The organism is Geodermatophilus sp. URMC 60, assembly GCF_053502585.1.
Window position 1 is genome coordinate 1,738,683 of record NZ_CP199958.1, and the last position, 16,625, is coordinate 1,755,307.

The 16,625-nt window shown below is 73.6% G+C and carries 13 protein-coding genes and 1 tRNA gene; 9 read left to right on the top strand and 5 right to left on the bottom strand.

Annotated features, from left to right (window positions below):
• The first annotated feature begins 4 nt into the window (after positions 1-4).
• The 5 genes from ACWIX3_RS08360 to ACWIX3_RS08380 all read left to right on the top strand — a co-directional run bounded on the left by ACWIX3_RS08360 (position 5) and on the right by ACWIX3_RS08380 (position 5,226).
• Positions 5-907 (top strand): uracil-DNA glycosylase, encoded by a 903-nt coding sequence (locus tag ACWIX3_RS08360; protein WP_448611609.1) that lies wholly within the window; start codon positions 5-7, stop codon positions 905-907.
• Positions 908-916: 9 nt separating this feature from the next.
• Entirely contained in the window at positions 917-2,299 is a 1,383-nt protein-coding gene (locus ACWIX3_RS08365; RefSeq protein ID WP_448611610.1) for an NAD(P)/FAD-dependent oxidoreductase, read from the top strand.
• Between the two features lie 23 nt (positions 2,300-2,322).
• Positions 2,323-2,396 (top strand) — tRNA-Leu (locus tag ACWIX3_RS08370).
• Positions 2,397-2,516: 120 nt separating this feature from the next.
• A complete protein-coding gene (locus ACWIX3_RS08375; RefSeq protein WP_448611611.1) occupies positions 2,517-4,172 on the top strand; it encodes a M20/M25/M40 family metallo-hydrolase in 1,656 nt (551 codons plus the stop codon).
• Positions 4,173-4,392: 220 nt separating this feature from the next.
• Positions 4,393-5,226 (top strand): Bax inhibitor-1/YccA family protein, encoded by an 834-nt coding sequence (locus ACWIX3_RS08380; RefSeq protein WP_448611612.1) that lies wholly within the window; start codon positions 4,393-4,395, stop codon positions 5,224-5,226.
• A gap of 150 nt (positions 5,227-5,376) precedes the next feature.
• Here the strand turns inward: ACWIX3_RS08380 and ACWIX3_RS08385 are convergent, their stop codons facing one another.
• A complete protein-coding gene (locus ACWIX3_RS08385; RefSeq protein WP_448611613.1) occupies positions 5,377-6,597 on the bottom strand; it encodes an acetyl-CoA C-acetyltransferase in 1,221 nt (406 codons plus the stop codon).
• An 87-nt stretch (positions 6,598-6,684) separates the two neighbouring features.
• On the bottom strand, positions 6,685-7,707 hold the full coding sequence (locus ACWIX3_RS08390) for an SGNH/GDSL hydrolase family protein (protein WP_448611614.1): 1,023 nt from the start codon (positions 7,705-7,707) through the stop codon (positions 6,685-6,687).
• Between the two features lie 68 nt (positions 7,708-7,775).
• Here ACWIX3_RS08390 and ACWIX3_RS08395 point away from each other — a divergent pair, with 68 nt between their 5' ends.
• On the top strand, positions 7,776-9,209 hold the full coding sequence (locus tag ACWIX3_RS08395) for a DUF2252 domain-containing protein (protein ID WP_448611615.1): 1,434 nt from the start codon (positions 7,776-7,778) through the stop codon (positions 9,207-9,209).
• Here ACWIX3_RS08395 and ACWIX3_RS08400 read toward each other — a convergent pair.
• The 3 genes from ACWIX3_RS08400 to ACWIX3_RS08410 all read right to left on the bottom strand — a co-directional run bounded on the left by ACWIX3_RS08400 (position 9,196) and on the right by ACWIX3_RS08410 (position 13,327).
• Positions 9,196-9,657 carry a GNAT family N-acetyltransferase gene (locus tag ACWIX3_RS08400; protein ID WP_448611616.1) on the bottom strand — a complete coding sequence of 154 codons (462 nt, stop codon included), beginning with the start codon at positions 9,655-9,657 and terminating at the stop codon, positions 9,196-9,198. The two genes, ACWIX3_RS08395 and ACWIX3_RS08400, sit on opposite strands and share 14 nt — an antisense overlap.
• Positions 9,658-9,808: 151 nt before the next feature.
• Positions 9,809-11,791 carry a VWA domain-containing protein gene (locus ACWIX3_RS08405; protein ID WP_448611617.1) on the bottom strand — a complete coding sequence of 661 codons (1,983 nt, stop codon included), beginning with the start codon at positions 11,789-11,791 and terminating at the stop codon, positions 9,809-9,811.
• 81 nt (positions 11,792-11,872) lie between these two features.
• On the bottom strand, positions 11,873-13,327 hold the full coding sequence (locus ACWIX3_RS08410) for a sigma 54-interacting transcriptional regulator (RefSeq protein ID WP_448611618.1): 1,455 nt from the start codon (positions 13,325-13,327) through the stop codon (positions 11,873-11,875).
• Between the two features lie 84 nt (positions 13,328-13,411).
• Here ACWIX3_RS08410 and ilvA point away from each other — a divergent pair, with 84 nt between their 5' ends.
• From ilvA to ACWIX3_RS08425, 3 genes are all read left to right on the top strand, one after another.
• The gene (ilvA, locus tag ACWIX3_RS08415) at positions 13,412-14,635 is read left to right on the top strand and encodes a threonine ammonia-lyase (RefSeq protein ID WP_448611619.1); all 1,224 of its coding nucleotides are present in this window, start codon (positions 13,412-13,414) and stop codon (positions 14,633-14,635) included.
• A gap of 154 nt (positions 14,636-14,789) precedes the next feature.
• Complete coding sequence (locus tag ACWIX3_RS08420; RefSeq protein WP_448611620.1) at positions 14,790-15,794, top strand: ATP-binding cassette domain-containing protein; 1,005 nt, start codon at positions 14,790-14,792, stop codon at positions 15,792-15,794.
• The gene (locus ACWIX3_RS08425; protein WP_448611621.1) at positions 15,791-16,600 is read left to right on the top strand and encodes an ABC transporter permease; all 810 of its coding nucleotides are present in this window, start codon (positions 15,791-15,793) and stop codon (positions 16,598-16,600) included. Before ACWIX3_RS08420 ends, ACWIX3_RS08425 begins: the two co-directional genes overlap by 4 nt.
• Positions 16,601-16,625: the final 25 nt, after the last annotated feature.

Here is a 16,625-nt window from a genome sequence, read left to right on the forward strand (position 1 = left end):
GGCCATGAAGGACCCCGCTGCCCTCCGTGGAGGACCCCCCTGCCCCCCGCCACTCGCGGGCTCGCGGCGGGACCCTGCAGAGGGCCCGATCGAGGCCCGCGGCGGGCCCCTGCAGCGGGGCCGCCCTGGCGACGCCGACGGCTTCCCCGTCACCCGCAGCCCCGCCGGGGTCGTCCGCTCGGCACGCAGCGCCCGCGATCTCGCCGCCCTCGACGCCCGCATCTCCGGCTGCCGCGCCTGCCCCCGCCTGGTGACCTGGCGGGAGGAGGTCGCCCGGGTGAAGCGGGCCTCCTTCCGCGACGAGGACTACTGGGGCCGGCCGGTGCCGGGGCTCGGCCCGGCCGACGCCCGCATCGCCGTCGTGGGGCTGGCGCCGGCCGCGCACGGCGGCAACCGCACCGGGCGGGTGTTCACCGGCGACCGCAGCGGGGACTGGATCTTCGCCGCGTTGTGGCGGGCCGGCCTGGCCAACCAGCCGACGTCCACCCACGTCGGCGACGGGCTGGAGCTCACCGACGTGCGGGTCGCCGCCGCCGTCCGCTGCGCGCCGCCGGCCAACGCGCCGACACCGGAGGAGCGGGACACCTGCTCGCCGTGGCTGGCGCGCGAGCTGGCGCTGCTGCCGCGGCTGCGCGTCGCCGTCGTCCTCGGCGGGTTCGGCTGGACGGCGCTGTGGCCGGTGCTGGCGGAGGCCGGCTACGCGCTGCCCCGGCCGCGGCCGGCGTTCGGGCACGGCGTCGAGGTGTCGCTGGAGGGGCCGCGCGGGCCGTTGACCCTGCTGGGCAGCTACCACGTCAGCCAGCAGAACACCTTCACCGGCAAGCTCACCGAGCCGATGCTCGACGCCGTCGTCTCCCGTGCGACGGAGCTGGCCGCGACCGTGCCGGAAGCGGCTCCCCGGCCCTAGGCTCGGCACATGGCACAGCGACCCGTGGTCCTGGTCGTCGGCGGCGGCTACGTCGGCCTCTACACCGCCCTGCGGCTGCAGAAACGGCTCTCCCGAGGGCGTGCGGAGGTCGTCGTCGTCGACCCGCAGCCGCACATGACCTACCAGCCCTTCCTCCCCGAGGCGGCGGCCGGCTCGGTGGAGCCGCGTCACGTGGTGGTCCCGCTGCGGCGCACGCTGCCGCGCTGCCGGGTGGTCACCGGAGCGGTGACCGGGCTGAGCCACGCCGAGAAGCGGGCGCGGATCGCACCGATCGAGGGCGAGCCGTACGAGCTCTCCTACGACGTGCTGGTCATGGCCGCGGGCTCGGTGGCCCGCACGCTGCCCATCCCGGGGTTGGCCGAGCACGGCATCGGCTTCAAGAACGTCGGCGAGGCCATCTACCTGCGCAACCACGTGCTGGCCCGGCTGGACGCGGCCAGCTCGACCGACGACCCGGAGGTCCGTCGCCGCGCGCTGACCTTCACCTTCGTCGGGGGCGGCTACGCGGGGGTGGAGGCGTTCGCCGAGCTCGAGGACATGGCCCGCTACGCGATCACCCACTACTACCCGCGGCTCTCGACGGCCGACATGCGCTGGGTGCTGGTCGAGGCGATGGGCCGGATCCTGCCCGAGGTCGACCTGGACATGGCCGCGTGGACGGTCAAGCAGCTCACGGCGCGCGGGATGGACGTCCGGCTCAACACCCGGCTGGAGTCGATCGCCGACGGGTGCGTGGTGAAGCTGTCGGACGGCGACGAGTTCGCCAGCGACACCCTGGTGTGGACGGCGGGCACCAAGCCCAACCCGATGCTGACCGAGACCGACCTGCCCGTGGACGAGCGCGGGCGGGTGGTCTGCGAGCCCACCCTCCAGGTGCGCGGGGTGCCTGACGCGTGGTCGGCGGGGGACCTCGCCGCCGTCCCGGACCTCACCAAGGAGAGCCCCGGCGCCACCACCGCGCCCAACGCACAGCACGCCGTCCGGCAGGCCAAGCGGCTGGCCGACAACATCGTGGCGACGCTCGAGGGGCGCGAGCCCGAGCCCTACCAGCACGCCTACGCCGGCTCGGTGGCCAGCCTGGGCCTGCACAAGGGCGTCGCGCAGGTCTACGGCGTGAAGCTCAAGGGCTGGCCTGCCTGGTTCATGCACCGCACCTACCACGTCAGCCGCGTGCCCACCTTCAACCGCAAGGCGCGGGTGGTCGCCGACTGGACCCTGGCCGCGGTGTTCCGCCGCGAGGTCATCTCGCTGGGCCAGCTGCAGGACCCGCGCCGCGAGTTCGTCCAGGCCGCGAACACCGGCCGGACCGGCTCGCTGCCGCCGCCCTCGGCGGAGGACAAGGCCCAGTCGGGCTCCCTACGGGCGAGCTGACCGCCGGGCTGGCGTGCTCGGCGGCCCCCGTAGCCCAACTGGCAGAGGCAGGCCCCTTAAAAGGGTCCCAGTGTCGGTTCGAACCCGACCGGGGGCACTACCACGTCGCTGCTGGCAGAAAGGCTTGACGGGCTCCGGTCTCATCACCAAGGGTCACAGGTGTTCACAGGGGGTGCGCTCAGCGTCGAGGCGCCCGCGAGCAGAGGGGGATCCCTGCATGATCCGAACCACCTCGCACCGAGCGCGTGCGGTGGCGCTCGGCGCCGCCGGCGCGATGGTGCTGGCGGGCACCGTCGCCCTGGCCGGTCCGGCCGTGGCCACACCGGGCGGTGCCACCGCCTGTGAGAAGCGGACCAACAACACCGTCGCGAAGCTGACCGACTGCGTGACCCTGGACGGGGTCATGGAGCACCTGGAGGCGTTCCAGCAGATCGCCACCGACAACGGCGGCAACCGCGCCTCGGGGACGCCGGGCTACGACGCCTCCGCCGACTACGTCCAGCAGCGGCTCGAGAAGGCCGGCTGGGAGGTCTCCCGGCAGCAGTTCGAGTTCCCGTTCTTCCAGCTGAACAGCAGCGCCTTCTCGCAGGTCGCCCCGGACGCGGCCACCTACGCCGAGGGCACCGACTACGCCGTGATGACGTACTCGGCGTCCGGTGACGTCACCGCGACCGTCCAGGCGGTCGACGTCGTGCTCCCGCCGCCGGCGACGGCCAACGGCAACACCAGCGGCTGTGAGGCCGCCGACTTCGCCGGCTTCACCGCCGGCAACATCGCACTCGTCCAGCGCGGCACGTGCAACTTCGGTCAGAAGGTCGCCAACGCCCAGGCCGCCGGGGCCTCGGCGGTCGTGGTGTTCAACGAGGGCCAGGAGGGCCGCACGGATGTGGTGCAGGGCACGCTCGGCGCGCCCGGGGCCACCATCCCGGCGATCGGGGTGACGTACGCCCTCGGGTCGACCCTCGGCGGTGACACCCTGCGGGTGGCCGTCCAGGCCGTGAGCGAGTTCCGGAACACCGAGAACGTCACCGCCGAGCTGCCCGGCCGTACGTCGGACAACGTCGTCATGGCCGGTGCGCACCTCGACTCGGTGCCGGCGGGGGCGGGGATCAACGACAACGGTTCGGGCAGCGCGGCGCTCATCGAGGTGGCGGAGAACCTCACGAAGTCCGAGCTGCCCAACACGGTGCGCTTCGCCTGGTGGGGCGCCGAGGAGCTCGGCCTGCTGGGCTCGAAGCACTACGTGTCCCAGCTGGACCAGGCGCAGCGCGAGGACCTCGCGCTGTACCTGAACTTCGACATGGTCGGCTCGCCGAACTTCGCCCGCTTCATCTACGACGGCGACCAGTCCGCCTTCACCGTCCCGCCGCCGACCGAGCAGAACCCGTTCTTCGTGCCCGAGGGCTCGGCGCAGATCGAGTACGTGTTCGAGGACTTCTACGAGGAGCAGGAGCTCTTCTACGAGGGCACCGAGTTCAGCGGCCGCAGCGACTACCAGGCGTTCGCGATCGCCGGCATCCCGTCGGGCGGCCTGTTCACCGGCGCCGAGGGCGTCAAGCAGGCCTACCAGGCGGAGGCGTACGGCGGCACGGCCGGGGTCGCGTACGACCCGAACTACCACCAGGTCGGGGACGACATCGCCAATCTCGACCCCGAGGCGCTGGAGCAGAACTCCGACGCCATCGCCTACGCCGTGCTGACGCTGGGCTACGACACCCAGCGGGTCAACGGCGTGGCCGGCAGGCCGGTCCCCGGCGGCACCTTCGAGGGCGACCCGGAGAACCGTCAATACCGGATCTCGGCCGCGCAGGCCAACGGTGGAGGCGGCCTGCACGCCGGGCACGACCACGACCACGGGAGTGACACCGCCTGAGGGACGGGGCCGGGGGCTGTCCCGGCCTGGTGACACGCTCGACGACCGGGTCCGCGGGGCCGGTGGCCGCCAGCCACCGGCCCCGCGGCGTCCCCGCACCCCTCGTCCGGGTGTCCGGTCGGCATCCAGGAACGCGCAGGGCCCTTTGGGCGTTGACCTGGACGAGTGGGGTGCAGGACCGTGGGCCCCACGACAGCCAGGTCACCTCGAGGAGATGACGATGCCCAGCTCCAACCCGGTCTTCGGCCGGGGGCTCCAGAACACGGGCCCCGGCTACGGCCAGCAGTCCGGCCCGTGGGGCGCCGCCCAGTACGGGGCTCCGCAGTACGGGACGCAGGACCCGTACGCCGCGTCGCCTTACGCGCAGTCGCCGTACGCGCCGCCTACCACCCGCTACATGACGATGGACGACGTCGTCCAGAAGACGGGCCTGTCCTTCCTGGTCACCGTCCTCTCGGCCGCCGTCACCTGGGCGCTGCTCCCGCAGGAGCTGGCGTTCGGGCTGGCCCTGCCCGCGATCCTCGTGGCCTTCGTGCTCGGCCTGGTCATCGCGTTCAAGCAGATCGCCAACCCGGTGGCCACGCTGTCCTACGGCGCTCTCTACGGCGTCGCGCTCGGTGCCATCAGCGAGGCGTTCAACCAGCTGTGGCCCGGCATCGTGATGCAGGCGCTGGTCGGCACCTTCGGTGTCTTCGCCGGCATGCTGGTCGTCTACAAGACCGGCGCCATCCGGGTCACCCCCAAGCTGACCCGCTGGATCGTCGGCGCGATGTTCGGTGTGCTGGCCCTGGTCCTGGTCAACCTGGTGGTCGGGTTCTTCGTCCCCGGCGGCCTGGGCCTGCGTGACGGCGGCCCCCTGGCGATCGTCTTCAGCCTGGTCGTGATTGGTGTCGCGGCGTTCTCGCTGCTGCTCGACTTCGACATGGCCGACGAGGCGATCCGCCGCGGTGCCCCGGCCAAGTTCGCCTGGTACATCGCCTTCGGCCTGCTCGTCACGGTCGTCTGGCTGTACCTGGAGATCCTGCGGCTGCTGTCCTACCTGCAGAACGACTGAGAAAGGACCCCGCTGCCCCCACGCCTCGCTCGCTCGGCGCGGGCCCCGCAGCGGGGCCATCACCCGACAAGTGGCCCGGTCCCCGCGAGGGGGCCGGGCCACTGGCCGTTCGTGGGGCCTACCGGCGGCGGGGGACCGCGGGGTCCTCCGTCAGGAGAGGCGCTCCAGGACCATCGCCATCCCCATGCCGCCGCCCACGCACATCGTCTCCAGACCGAAGGTCTTGTCCTTGGTCTGCAGGCCGTTGATCAGCGTGCCGGTGATGCGGGCGCCGGTCATGCCGAAGGGGTGGCCGACGGCGATGGCCCCGCCGTGCACGTTGAGCCGGTCGATGTCGATCCCGAGGTCGCGGTAGCTCGGGATGACCTGCGCGGCGAAGGCCTCGTTGATCTCGACCAGGTCGATGTCGCCGATGCTCATCCCGGCCCGCTGCAGCGCGAGCTTGGTGGCGTCGACCGGGCCGTAGCCCATGATCTCCGGCGAGAGGCCGGTGACCGCGGTGGAGACGATGCGGGCCAGCGGGGTCAGGCCGAGGTCGCGGGCCCTGGTGTCGCTCATGACGACGACCGCGGCGGCGCCGTCGTTGAGCGGGCAGGCGTTGCCGGCGGTGACCCGGCCGTCGGGGCGGAAGACGGGCTTGAGGCCGGTGATGCCCTCCAGCGTCGTCCCCTGACGTGGGCTGTCGTCCTTGGCGACCACGGAGCCGTCGGGCGTGGTGACCGGGGTGATCTCCCGCTCCCAGAAGCCGTCGGCGAGGGCCTGCTCGGCCAGGTTCTGGCTGCGGACGGCGAACTCGTCCATCTCCTGCCGGGAGACGTCCTTGAGCAGCGCCAGGTTCTCGGCGGTCTGCCCCATCGCGATGTAGATGTCCGGGACCTCGCCGTTCTCGCGCGGGTCGGTCCACGCGTCCGCGCCGCTCTCGGCGGTCTTGGCCACGCGGGCCTGCGCGTCGGCGAACGCCGGGTTCTGCGTGTCGGGCAGCGAGTCGCTGTTGCCCTTCACGAAGCGGGAGACCATCTCCACGCCGGCGGAGATGAAGACGTCGCCCTCGCCGGCCTTGATCGCGTGCATGGCCATGCGGGTGCTCTGCAGCGACGAGGAGCAGTAACGGGTGATCGTCGTCCCCGGCAGGTGGTCCATGCCGAGCAGGACGCTGACGACGCGGCCCATGTTGTGGCCCTGCTCGCCGCCGGGGAGGCCGCAGCCGAGGATCAGGTCGTCGATGTCGGTGGGGTCCAGCGCGGGCACCTTGTCCAGGGCCGCGCGCACGATGGTGGCGGTGAGGTCGTCGGGCCGCAGGTCCTTGAGCGAGCCCTTGAACGCGCGGCCGATGGGCGAACGCGCGGTCGCGACGATGACGGCTTCGGGCATGGGTCCTCCACGATGAGGGGCTCCGACGACGGGTCGCCGGACGTCGGTCACCCCCGAAACTACTCCCCGGTAGGGCCCGCCCCGTGCTCAGCCGAGCGGCGTGCCCTCCGCGGCGCGCTCGGCCTGCTCCGGCGTGGGCAGGTCCGGCGGGCGGCGCCGCCGCAGCCGGGCCCACGGACCCTGCGGTCCGGTGTCCGAGCCGCGGACCGCGGTCGCCTGGACCTCGGTGCCGGTCCGGCCGGCGGCCCGGGCGGCGGCCCGGGCGACCGGGCGGACGGTGTCGCGGCGCAGGTTGCGCAGCCCCCGGTCGGCCGCGGCCGGCCAGACGCCGAGGGCGTCGGCGATCGAGGGCAGCAGGACGGCGGCCGCCGCGGCGTAGCCGGCCGCGCTCGGGTGGAACTCGTCGATGCTGAACAGGCCCTCGTCCTCGGCGAAGGACGGCCCGAGCACCGAGCCCAGCGACACGGTGCGCCCACCGGCCTCGACGACGGCGATGGTCTGCGCGGCGGCCAGCTGCCGGCTCCACCGGCGGGCCAGCCAGCGCAGCGGCCGGCCGATCGGGCGCACGGTGCCCAGGTCCGGGCAGGTGCCGACGACGACCTGGGTGCCGGCCTCGGTGAGCCGGCGGACGGCGTCGCGCAGGTGCCGGACGGAGATCGCCGGCGCGGTGCGGCTGGTGACGTCGTTCGCCCCGACCATGATGAGGGCGACGTCGGGGTGCTCGAGGAGGGCCTTGTCGACCTGCTCGTCGAGCTGCCAGGACCTCGCGCCGGAGACCGCGAGCCGCACCAGCCGGACGGGGCGTTCGGCCAGCTCGGCCAGCGCCGCGGCGAGCAGCACGCCGGGGGTCTGGGCGGCGCGCTCGACGCCGAGGCCGGCCGCTGTGGAGTCACCGAGAACGGCGAGGACGATCGGCCGGCCGCGCCCACGGCCGTACACCCCGTCCCCCGGGGGCGGGGCGGACCTGACGGTGCGCGACTCGACGTGGCGCCGGGCCGACCGGGCCTGCTGACGGAGCAGGGCGAGCACCCCGGCCCCGGCCAGGCCCAGCCCCCCGCCGCCGTAGGCGGCACCCGTGGCCAGCCGCCATGCCGTGGTCGCTCGTGTCACCGCCGCCCCGTCCCTCGGATGGAGAAGACCCCTGTCATTGCAGGCTAACCGCCCCCTACGGTCCCCCCGTGGTCGAATCCCTCGCACGGGTCACCAACGGTGACCGCGCTCAGCAGATCGTCGACGTGCTCGTCGACGCCTTCTCCGAGCTGATGACCGCCGACGCGGACGCCTTCCGCACCAAGTTCCGCAAGATGGCGGCCGACCCGTTCGCCTTCTACCGGGGCACCGCCTGCCTCTTCTACGCCGACATGGCGCAGCTGGAGGACCGCTGGTGCGACGAGCGCACCAGCCGGGTGTGGATCCAGGGCGACCTGCACGCGGAGAACTTCGGCACCTACATGGACGGCGCGGGACGGATCGTCTTCGACGTCAACGACTTCGACGAGGCCTACCTCGGGCACGTCAGCTGGGAACTGCGCCGGTTCGCGGCCAGCTTCGCGCTGCTGTCCTGGCGCAAGGCCTTCGGCGACGAGGTGATCTCCGACCTGCTGCGCCGCTACCTGGAGGCCTATCTCGACCAGGTGGCGGCCTTCACCCGGCTCGACGACGACCGCTCGTTCGCGCTGGTCCGCGACACCACCGAGGGCGCGGTGCGCGACGCGATCCTGCGGACCACGGCGCACACCCGCCAGGGGCTGCTGGACCGGATGACCGTCGTCGAGAACTACGAGCGGCGCTTCGCCGACAGTCCCCGCAACCGCAGGCTGGACGAGCGCGAGGAGGTGCTCGCCGCCCTCGACCGCTGGCGGGGGACGGTGCACCCGCCACGCCGGCGCCGCGACGTCGCCTACGACGTCAAGGACGTGATCGGTACCGGCGGCTTCGGCATCGGCAGCGCCGGGTTGCCCGCCTACAACGTGCTGATCGAGGGCTACGACCAGGCGCTGGAAAACGACGTCGTCCTCTCGCTCAAGCAGGGCAACGTGCCGGCACCCAGCCGCGTCGTCCGCGACCCGGAGATCCGGGCGGCGTTCGAGCACGAGGGGCACCGGACGGCGGTGTCGCAGCGGGCACTGCAGGCCAACGCCTCCCAGTTCCTCGGCCACACCGAGATCCGCGGCGTCGGTTTCGTCGTCCAGGAGTTGTCGCCCTACGAGGTCGACCTGGACTGGGAGGACCTGACCGAGCCGGAGGAGATCGCCCCCGTGATGGCCCAGCTGGGCCGGGCGACGGCGAAGGTGCACTGCGTCGGGGACGTCGACAGCGAGCACACGCTCGTGTCGTTCCAGACCGAGGAGGCGATCACCGGGATGGTCGGCGACCGGCGCGAGGAACTCGTCGCCGACCTGATCGACTTCGCGCACGCCTACGCCCGCCGCACGCAGGAGGACTTCCGGCTGTTCGTCGACGCGTTCCGCGCCGGACGGATCCCGGGGATCAGCTCGAGCGGGTCGCACCCGGTGTCTCAGGCCTCGTCCGGAGGCTCGCTGGCCCCCTCCCGGGTCCCGCCCCGAGCGGAGCGAGGGGCGGGGGGAAGGGGGTCCTTCAACGAGCGGTGAGGGGGACGAGCTCCTTGACCATGCCGACGTGCGGGCCGACGCCCGGCTTGTCGTACTCGCCGGTGACCACGGTCAGGCCCATCCGCTCGTAGAACCCGGCGGCGGTCACCCGCGCGTCGCACCACAGCAGGTCGCCGCCGCGCTGCGCGACCACCGCCAGGCACCCGTCGAGCAGGACCCGGCCCACGCCCGTGCCGCGCGCGTCCGGGGCGGTCGCCATGCCGCGCAGCTGCCACGGCGACCGAGCGGCACGCCAGGGGCAGGGGGCGGGGGACAGGCGGGCGACCCCGATCACCTCGCCCTCCGGGCTCCGGGCGGCGAGGTGGACCGTCGCGGGGTCGTCGTCCCCGGGCATGCCGGCCGGGCCGCCGCCGCGCAGGACCGCGGCGCGCAGCGGCAGGACGACGTCGACCGGCACCTCCTCCACGGTGCCGACGGTGCAGCTCACGCGGCCCAGTCTCCCCGATGTGCTCCCGGCAGCGGCTGGAGGCGGCCCCGTCCAGGCGACCGCAGGCCCTCTGCAGGGTCCCGCCGCGAGCTCGTGGGTCGCGGGGGGCAGGGGGTTCCCTCCCCGAGGGGCGGAGGGACGGGCTGCTCCCTCAGCGTGCCCGCCGTCCCCTCCTCGTGCGCAGGTAGTCGGCGACGACGTACTCGCCGAGCCGCTCGCTGTCGGGGGTGAACACCCGCCCGCCGGCCCGCTGGGTGATGTCGTGGACGAAGTGCACCAGCCCGGGTTCCGGGTCGAGGGCGAAGACGTTCATCGTCGCCCCGGAGCGGGCGACCCGCTCCACCTCCGCGACGGTGCGGGCGATCGTCTCCGGCATCGGCGGCCAGCAGAAGAACGGCGTCCCGTCGTCCTCCAGGTGTGCGGTCGGCTCGCCGTCGGTGACCACCAGCACCACCGGCTCGGCGTCCCGGTGCCGGGCGAGGAAGCGCCGCGCCAGGATCAGCCCGTGCTGCAGGTTGGTGCCCTGCAGCGTGTCCACGGACAGCTCGGCGAGGGTCTCCGGCCGCAGCACCTGGGCGGTGGAGGAGAAGCCGATGATCTGGATGGCGTCCTGCGGGAAGCGGGTGGTCACCAGCGAGTGCAGCGCCATGGCCGTCGACTTGGCCGCGCCCCACGTGCCGCGCAGCGCCATCGAGTAGGAGAGGTCGACCAGCAGCGCGACCGCCGCGCCGGTGCGCCGCTCGGTCTCGACGACCTCGAAGTCCTCGACGGCGATGCGCACACGGCGGTCGTCGTCCGCACGAGGCTCGTGCGCGGTCCGCAGGACGGCGTTGCGCACCGTCCGGACGACGTCCAGCGGCTGCTCGTCCCCGAACCGCCACTCCCGCGAGCCGCCGGTCAGCTCCCCGGCCGCGCCCGCGTCGGCGACGTCGTGCTCGCCGCGGCCGGTGGCGTCGAGCTGGGCGAACACCCGGCGCAGCGCGGTCGCGCCCAGCCGGCGCACCGCCTTGGGCGAGAGCTCGAGCCGGCCGTCGGAGCGGTTGAGGTAGCCCTGCCGCTCCAGCTCGCGCTCCAGCTGGCGCAGCGCGCCGAGGTCGTCGACGGCGGGCCGGCCCAGCGCCCGCTCCAGCAGCTCCTCGTCGACGTCGGCCAGTGTGGCCCCGGCGTAGCCCTGGGACAGCTGGTTGGACAGCGCCTCAAGGTCGGCCAGCTCGGCGACGGCGCTGGTGGCGTCGCCCATGCCGAGGGACTGCTCGCCGTCGGGCACCTGCCCGCGCTGTCCCCACGGCAGGTCCGGCCGGGCCTGGCGGAGGGCGTCCTGCAGGTGCGCCATCTCGCTGGCCAGACCCATGTCCTGCATCGTCTGGGCCATCAGGTCGGCGAGCTCGGCCCGTTGCTCGGGCGAGAGGCCGGCCATCATCCGCTCCTGCGCGGCCGCCCGGCGGGCCAGCTGGTCGATCAGCTCCTCGACCGACTGCGGGTCGTCGGGGAAGAACTGCCCGTGCTTGTCCATGAACTGCTGGAACTGCTCGTCGGTGTCCTCGCCGCGGTTGTGCGCGTCGATGAGCTGGGACAGGTCGGCGACCATGTCCTTGACCGCCTGGACGTCGCCCTCGGTGGCGTTCTCCAGCGCCTGCTTCATCGAGGCGAAGGAGCTGTCGAGCACCTCGCGGCGCAGCAGGTCCTGGATCTGCTCGTAGGCCTGGCGGGCCTCGGCCGAGCGCCAGTCGTACTCCTTGAGCGCCCGCACCGCGCCCGCGGTGTCCTCGGGCAGCCCGTCGAGCTCGGCCTCCTTGAGCCGCGCCATGTCGTCGGGGTCGGGGAACAGCTCCCGCCGCTCGGCCTCCACGGCGCGGTCGAGGAGCTCGCGGACCTCCTGCAGGGTGCCGTCCATCCGCCCCGCGTTGCGCGCCTGCCGCAGCCGCTCGCGGACCGACCGGCGCAGCTCGTCCAGCCCGCGCCGCCCGTCCATCCCGCGGCGCAGCAGCTCGCGCAGCGCCTCCCGGACGCCGCTGCCGCCGAGCACCGAGTCGCCGATCTCGTCGACCGCGCTGCCCAGGTCGTAGGGCGGGGCGAGCGGGTCGGGGCCGCCCCGCCAGCGCCCGTACCGGTAGCCCTTCCCGGGCCGCCTCACCACTGCTCCTCCTCGCTAGCGCTCGTCGGGGCAGTGGTGCAGCACGCTGTGCTCGTGCGTGAGCTCGCACGCTCGCCCACGTCAGGCCCCGTAGACCGTGCGCGGGCCGTCGGTGTCCTTGGCCAGCCGGCGGGTCAGGTAGAGGCCCTCGAGTGCGAACTCGACCGCGGCGGCGGCCTGCTCGGCCGACTGCTCGCCCTCCGGCACGCCCAGGCGCCCCAGCAGCTCGGCGAGCTTCGGGATGGTGCCGAGCTGACCGAGCAGGGCCGCGGCCGGCACCAGCTCACCGGACTCGACGGTCTCCCCGCCCGTGAAGTGCTCCTGCAGGCCGGTGAGGTCCAGCCCGGCGCAGCGGGCCCGGAAGGTCTGCGCGGTCGCCTGGCGCAGCAGGTGCTCGAGGACCTCCAGCTCGCGTTCGTCGTCCGGGTCGGAGCCGGAGTCGGCGAACTCCACCTTGCCCCGGCTGGCCGGGACGACGCTCGGCAGGTCGACGACGCGGGCGACCGGCCGGGTCTCCCCGGCGACGGCGGCCCGGCGGACGGCGGAGGCGGCCACCGTCTCCAGACCCGCGATGGCGAAGCGGGCGCTGACGCCGGAGCGCTGGTCGACGTGGTTGGAGTCGCGGACCAGCCGGGTGAAGCGCGCGACGATCTCCGCCAGGTGCTCGGGGACGAGCGGCGCCTCCAGCTGGCTGCCGCCCAGCCAGCTGGTGTGCGCCTCCTGGTGCAGGAGGCGCACCTCGTCGGCCAGCTCGATCGGGTAGTGGGTGCGCACCTCGGCGCCGAAGCGGTCCTTGAGCGGGGTGATGATCCGGCCCCGGTTGGTGTAGTCCTCGGGGTTGGCGCTGGCGACCAGCAGCAGGTCCAGCGGCAGCCGCACCCGGTAGCCGCGGATCTGGATGTCGCGCTCCTCGAGCACGTTGAGCAGCGCGACCTGGATGCGCTCGGCCAGGTCGGGCAGCTCGTTGACGCTGAAGATGCCGCGGTTGGTGCGCGGCACCAGGCCGTAGTGCACCGTCTCGGGGTCGCCCAGCGTGCGGCCCTCGGCCACCTTGATGGGGTCGACGTCGCCGATGAGGTCGCCGACGCTGGTGTCGGGGGTGGCCAGCTTCTCGCCGAAGCGGTCGCTGCGGTGCAGCCAGCCGACGGGGGTGGCGTCCCCGTGCTCGGCGATCTGGCGGTGCGCCCACACGCTGATCGGGGCCAGCGGGTGCTCGTTGAGCTCGCTGCCGGTGAGCACCGGCGTCCACTCGTCGAGCAGGCCGACCAGCGTGCGGATCAGGCGGGTCTTGCCCTGGCCACGCTCGCCGAGGAGGACCAGGTCGTGGCCGGCGATGAGGGCGCGCTCGACCTCGGGGACGACGGTGTCCTCGAAGCCGACGATGCCCGGCAGGGACGGCTCGCCGGCGGCCAGACGGGCGAGCAGGTTGGCGCGGATCTCGGCCTTCACCGGCCGGAAGGTGGCCCCGCTGTCGCGGAGCTCGCCCAAGGTCGTGGGGGCGGGGGGAGCGGAGGCGGGGGTGCCAGGGTCCGTCACCCCCGCCACGGTACGACGCGAGCGGCGACGCGGGCACCCGTCGGTCCCTCCCGACCTGCAGTTCGTCCTGCGATGATCATTGCCATGACATCCCTCGACGTCCCCTTGGTCGGCGGGGCGGACGTCGACGCCGCCGCAGCGCTGCTGGAGGGGGTCGTCCGGCGCACGCCGCTGGAGCACTCCCGGGCGCTGGCCGAGCGGGTCGGCGGCCCCGTCTGGCTCAAGTGCGAGAACCTGCAGCGCACCGGCTCGTTCAAGATCCGCGGCGCCTACACCCGGCTGGCCCGGCTCTCGCCCGAGGAGCGCGCCCGGGGCGTCGTCGCGGCCAGCGCCGGCAACCACGCGCAGGGCGTCGCCCTGGCCGCGCAACTGCTGGGCGTCCGGGCCACGGTCTACATGCCGGAGAGCGCGCCGCTGCCCAAGGTGGCGGCCACTCGCGGCTACGGCGCCGAGGCCCGGCTGGGCGGCGCGTCGCTGACCGAGGCGCTGGCGGCGGCGGCCGAGCACGCCCAGCGCACCGGCGCGGTGTTCATCCACCCGTTCGAGCACCCCGACGTGATCGCCGGGCAGGGCACGGTCGGCCTGGAGGTCCTCGACCAGTGCCCCGACGTCGCCACCGTGGTCGTCTGCACCGGGGGCGGGGGCCTGGTCTCCGGTGTCGCGGCCGCGGTGCGGTCCCGTCGTCCCGACGTCCGGGTCGTCGGCGTGCAGGCAGCCGCGGCCGCCGCCTTCCCGGGCTCGCTGGCCGCGGGCCGGCCGGTGGCGCTGTCGGGGATGACGACGATGGCCGACGGCATCGCCGTCGGCTCGCCGGGGGAGCTGACGTTCGCGCACGTCCGCGCACTGGTCGACGAGGTGCGCACCGTCAGCGAGGAGGACCTCTCGCAGGCGCTGCTGTTCTGCCTGGAGCGGGCCAAGCTCGTCGTCGAACCGGCCGGTGTCGCCGCGGTCGCCGCCGTGCTCGCCGACCCGGCCGCCTTCCCGCCGCCGGTGGTCGCGGTCGTCTCCGGCGGCAACATCGACCCGGTGCTGCTGCTCAAGGTCGTGCAGCACGGCATGGCCGCGGCCGGGCGCTACCAGTCGCTGCGGCTGCGCGTGCCCGACCGGCCGGGGTCGCTGGCGGCGGTGCTCGGCGAGCTGGCGGAGGTCGGCGCCAACGTGCTGGAGGTCGAGCACGAGCGGACGGCGACCAGGCTGGGGCTGGGCGAGGTGGAGGTGTTCGTCGTCCTGGAGACGCGCGGGCCCGAGCACGCGGAGGAGGTGCTGACCCGGCTCGACCGGGCCGGCTACACGGTCACCACCGGCTGAGAGAGGACCCTCCTGCCCCCACCGTGGGAGACCCCGTCCTCCTCACCCCTCGCACGCTCGGGGCGAGCCCCTGGACGGGGCCGGCGGCGGGCCCCTGCAGGAGGGCCGGATGAGCGGTCGGGAAGTGTCGGCCGCGGAACGTAGTTTGCCGGTCATGAGCGACGCGATAGTCGTCGAGGGGCTGGTGAAGCGCTTCGGCGCGACCACGGCCCTCGACGGGGTGGACCTGACCGTGGCCGAGAGCTCCGTCCTGGGGCTGCTCGGTCCGAACGGCGCGGGGAAGACGACGGTGGTGCGGATCCTCACCACCCTGCTGCGGGCCGACGCCGGGCGGGTCCGGGTGGCCGGGCTCGACGTGGTGGACGACGCCGACGCGGTACGCGCCTCCATCGGGCTGACCGGTCAGTACGCCGCTGTCGACGAGTACCTCACCGGCCTGGAGAACCTGGAGATGGTGGGGCGGCTCTACCGGCTGGGGAAGCGGGAGGCGCGGGTGCGGGCCGGTGAGCTGCTCGAGCGCTTCGACCTCACGGGAGCGGCCGACCGGCCGGCCAAGACCTACTCCGGCGGCATGCGACGGCGGCTGGACATCGCCGCCTCGCTGATCGCCCGTCCGCGCATCCTCTTCCTCGACGAGCCGACGACGGGCCTCGACCCGCGCAGCCGGCTGGGCATGTGGGAGTTCATCGCCGACCTCGCCGACGGCGGGACGACGATCCTGCTGACCACGCAGTACCTGGAGGAGGCCGACCGGCTGGCCGACCGGATGGTCGTCATCGACCGGGGGCGGGTCATCGCCCGCGGCACGGCCGACGAGCTCAAGGACCAGGTGGGCGGCCAGCGACTGGAGCTCACCGTCCGCGACGCGGCCGACCTCGGCGAGGTGGGCCGCCGGCTGCGGCCGCTCGGGATCGACGAGCCCCGGCTCGACGCGTCGACGCGTCGGCTCTCGCTGCCGGTCAGCGGCGGTACCGATGCCCTCGCCGAGGCGCTGCGGGTGCTGGCCGGCGCCGGCGTGGAGGTGCTCGACGTGGGGCTGCGCCGTCCCGACCTCGACGACGTCTTCCTCACGCTCACCGGCCACGCCGCCGAGGACGACGAGTCCGCGGCGCAGGCCGGCGAGCGGACGCCGGTGGGCGCAGGGGAGGGGGCGGCGTGACCGCGTTCGGGGCGGCGGTGGCCGACGGGCTGACGATCACCCGCCGGAACCTCATCAAGATCAAGCGGGTGCCCGACCTGATCGTCTTCGCGACGCTGTCGCCGATCATGTTCGTGCTGCTGTTCCGCTACGTGTTCGGTGGCGCGATCGGCGGGCTGCCGCCGGGCGTCTCGTACGCGGAGTTCCTGCTGCCGGGCATCTTCGCGCAGACGGTGGTCTTCGGGTCGACCACGACCGGCGCCAGCATCGCCGAGGACCTGCAGAAGGGGCTCATCGACCGGTTCCGCTCGCTGCCGATGGCCCGCTCCGCCGTGCTGGTGGGGCGCACCGTCGCCGACCTCGGGCTCAACGCCATCTCGATCGCGGTCATGGCGCTGACCGGCCTGGTCGTCGGGTGGCGGGTCAACTCGTCGCTCGGTGAGGCGATCGGCGGCTTCCTCGTCCTGCTCGTCTTCGCCTACGCCATCTCGTGGCTGATGGCGGTGGTCGGGCTGCTGGTCCGGACGCCGGAGGTGGTCAACAACGCCAGCTTCATCGTGATCTTCCCGCTGACGTTCGTGGCCAACACCTTCGTGCCGTTGGAGACCTTCCCGTCGGTGCTGAGGGTCTTCGCCGAGTGGAACCCCGTCTCGACGGTCACCCTGGCGTCGCGGGAGCTGTTCGGCAACATGCCTCCCGGCACCCCGGTGCCGGATGCCTGGTCGCTGCAGAACCCGGTGCTCTACACGCTGATCTGGACGGCGCTCATCCTCGTCGTCTTCGTGCCCCTGTCGGTCCGGCTCTACGAGCGCACCTCGACGAGATGACGAGAGGGGCGGTGGAGGATGGGCT

Excerpts from the sequence above, each read along its gene's own strand:
- ACWIX3_RS08360 (WP_448611609.1), top strand. The coding sequence starts at position 5 with ATGAAGGACCCCGCTGCCCTCCGTGGAGGACCCCCCTGCCCCCCGCCA.
- ACWIX3_RS08365 (WP_448611610.1), top strand. The coding sequence starts at position 917 with ATGGCACAGCGACCCGTGGTCCTGGTCGTCGGCGGCGGCTACGTCGGC.
- ACWIX3_RS08375 (WP_448611611.1), top strand. The coding sequence starts at position 2,517 with ATGATCCGAACCACCTCGCACCGAGCGCGTGCGGTGGCGCTCGGCGCC.
- ACWIX3_RS08380 (WP_448611612.1), top strand. The coding sequence starts at position 4,393 with ATGCCCAGCTCCAACCCGGTCTTCGGCCGGGGGCTCCAGAACACGGGC.
- ACWIX3_RS08385 (WP_448611613.1), bottom strand. The coding sequence starts at position 6,597 with ATGCCCGAAGCCGTCATCGTCGCGACCGCGCGTTCGCCCATCGGCCGC.
- ilvA (WP_448611619.1), top strand. The coding sequence starts at position 13,412 with ATGACATCCCTCGACGTCCCCTTGGTCGGCGGGGCGGACGTCGACGCC.
- ACWIX3_RS08420 (WP_448611620.1), top strand. The coding sequence starts at position 14,790 with ATGAGCGACGCGATAGTCGTCGAGGGGCTGGTGAAGCGCTTCGGCGCG.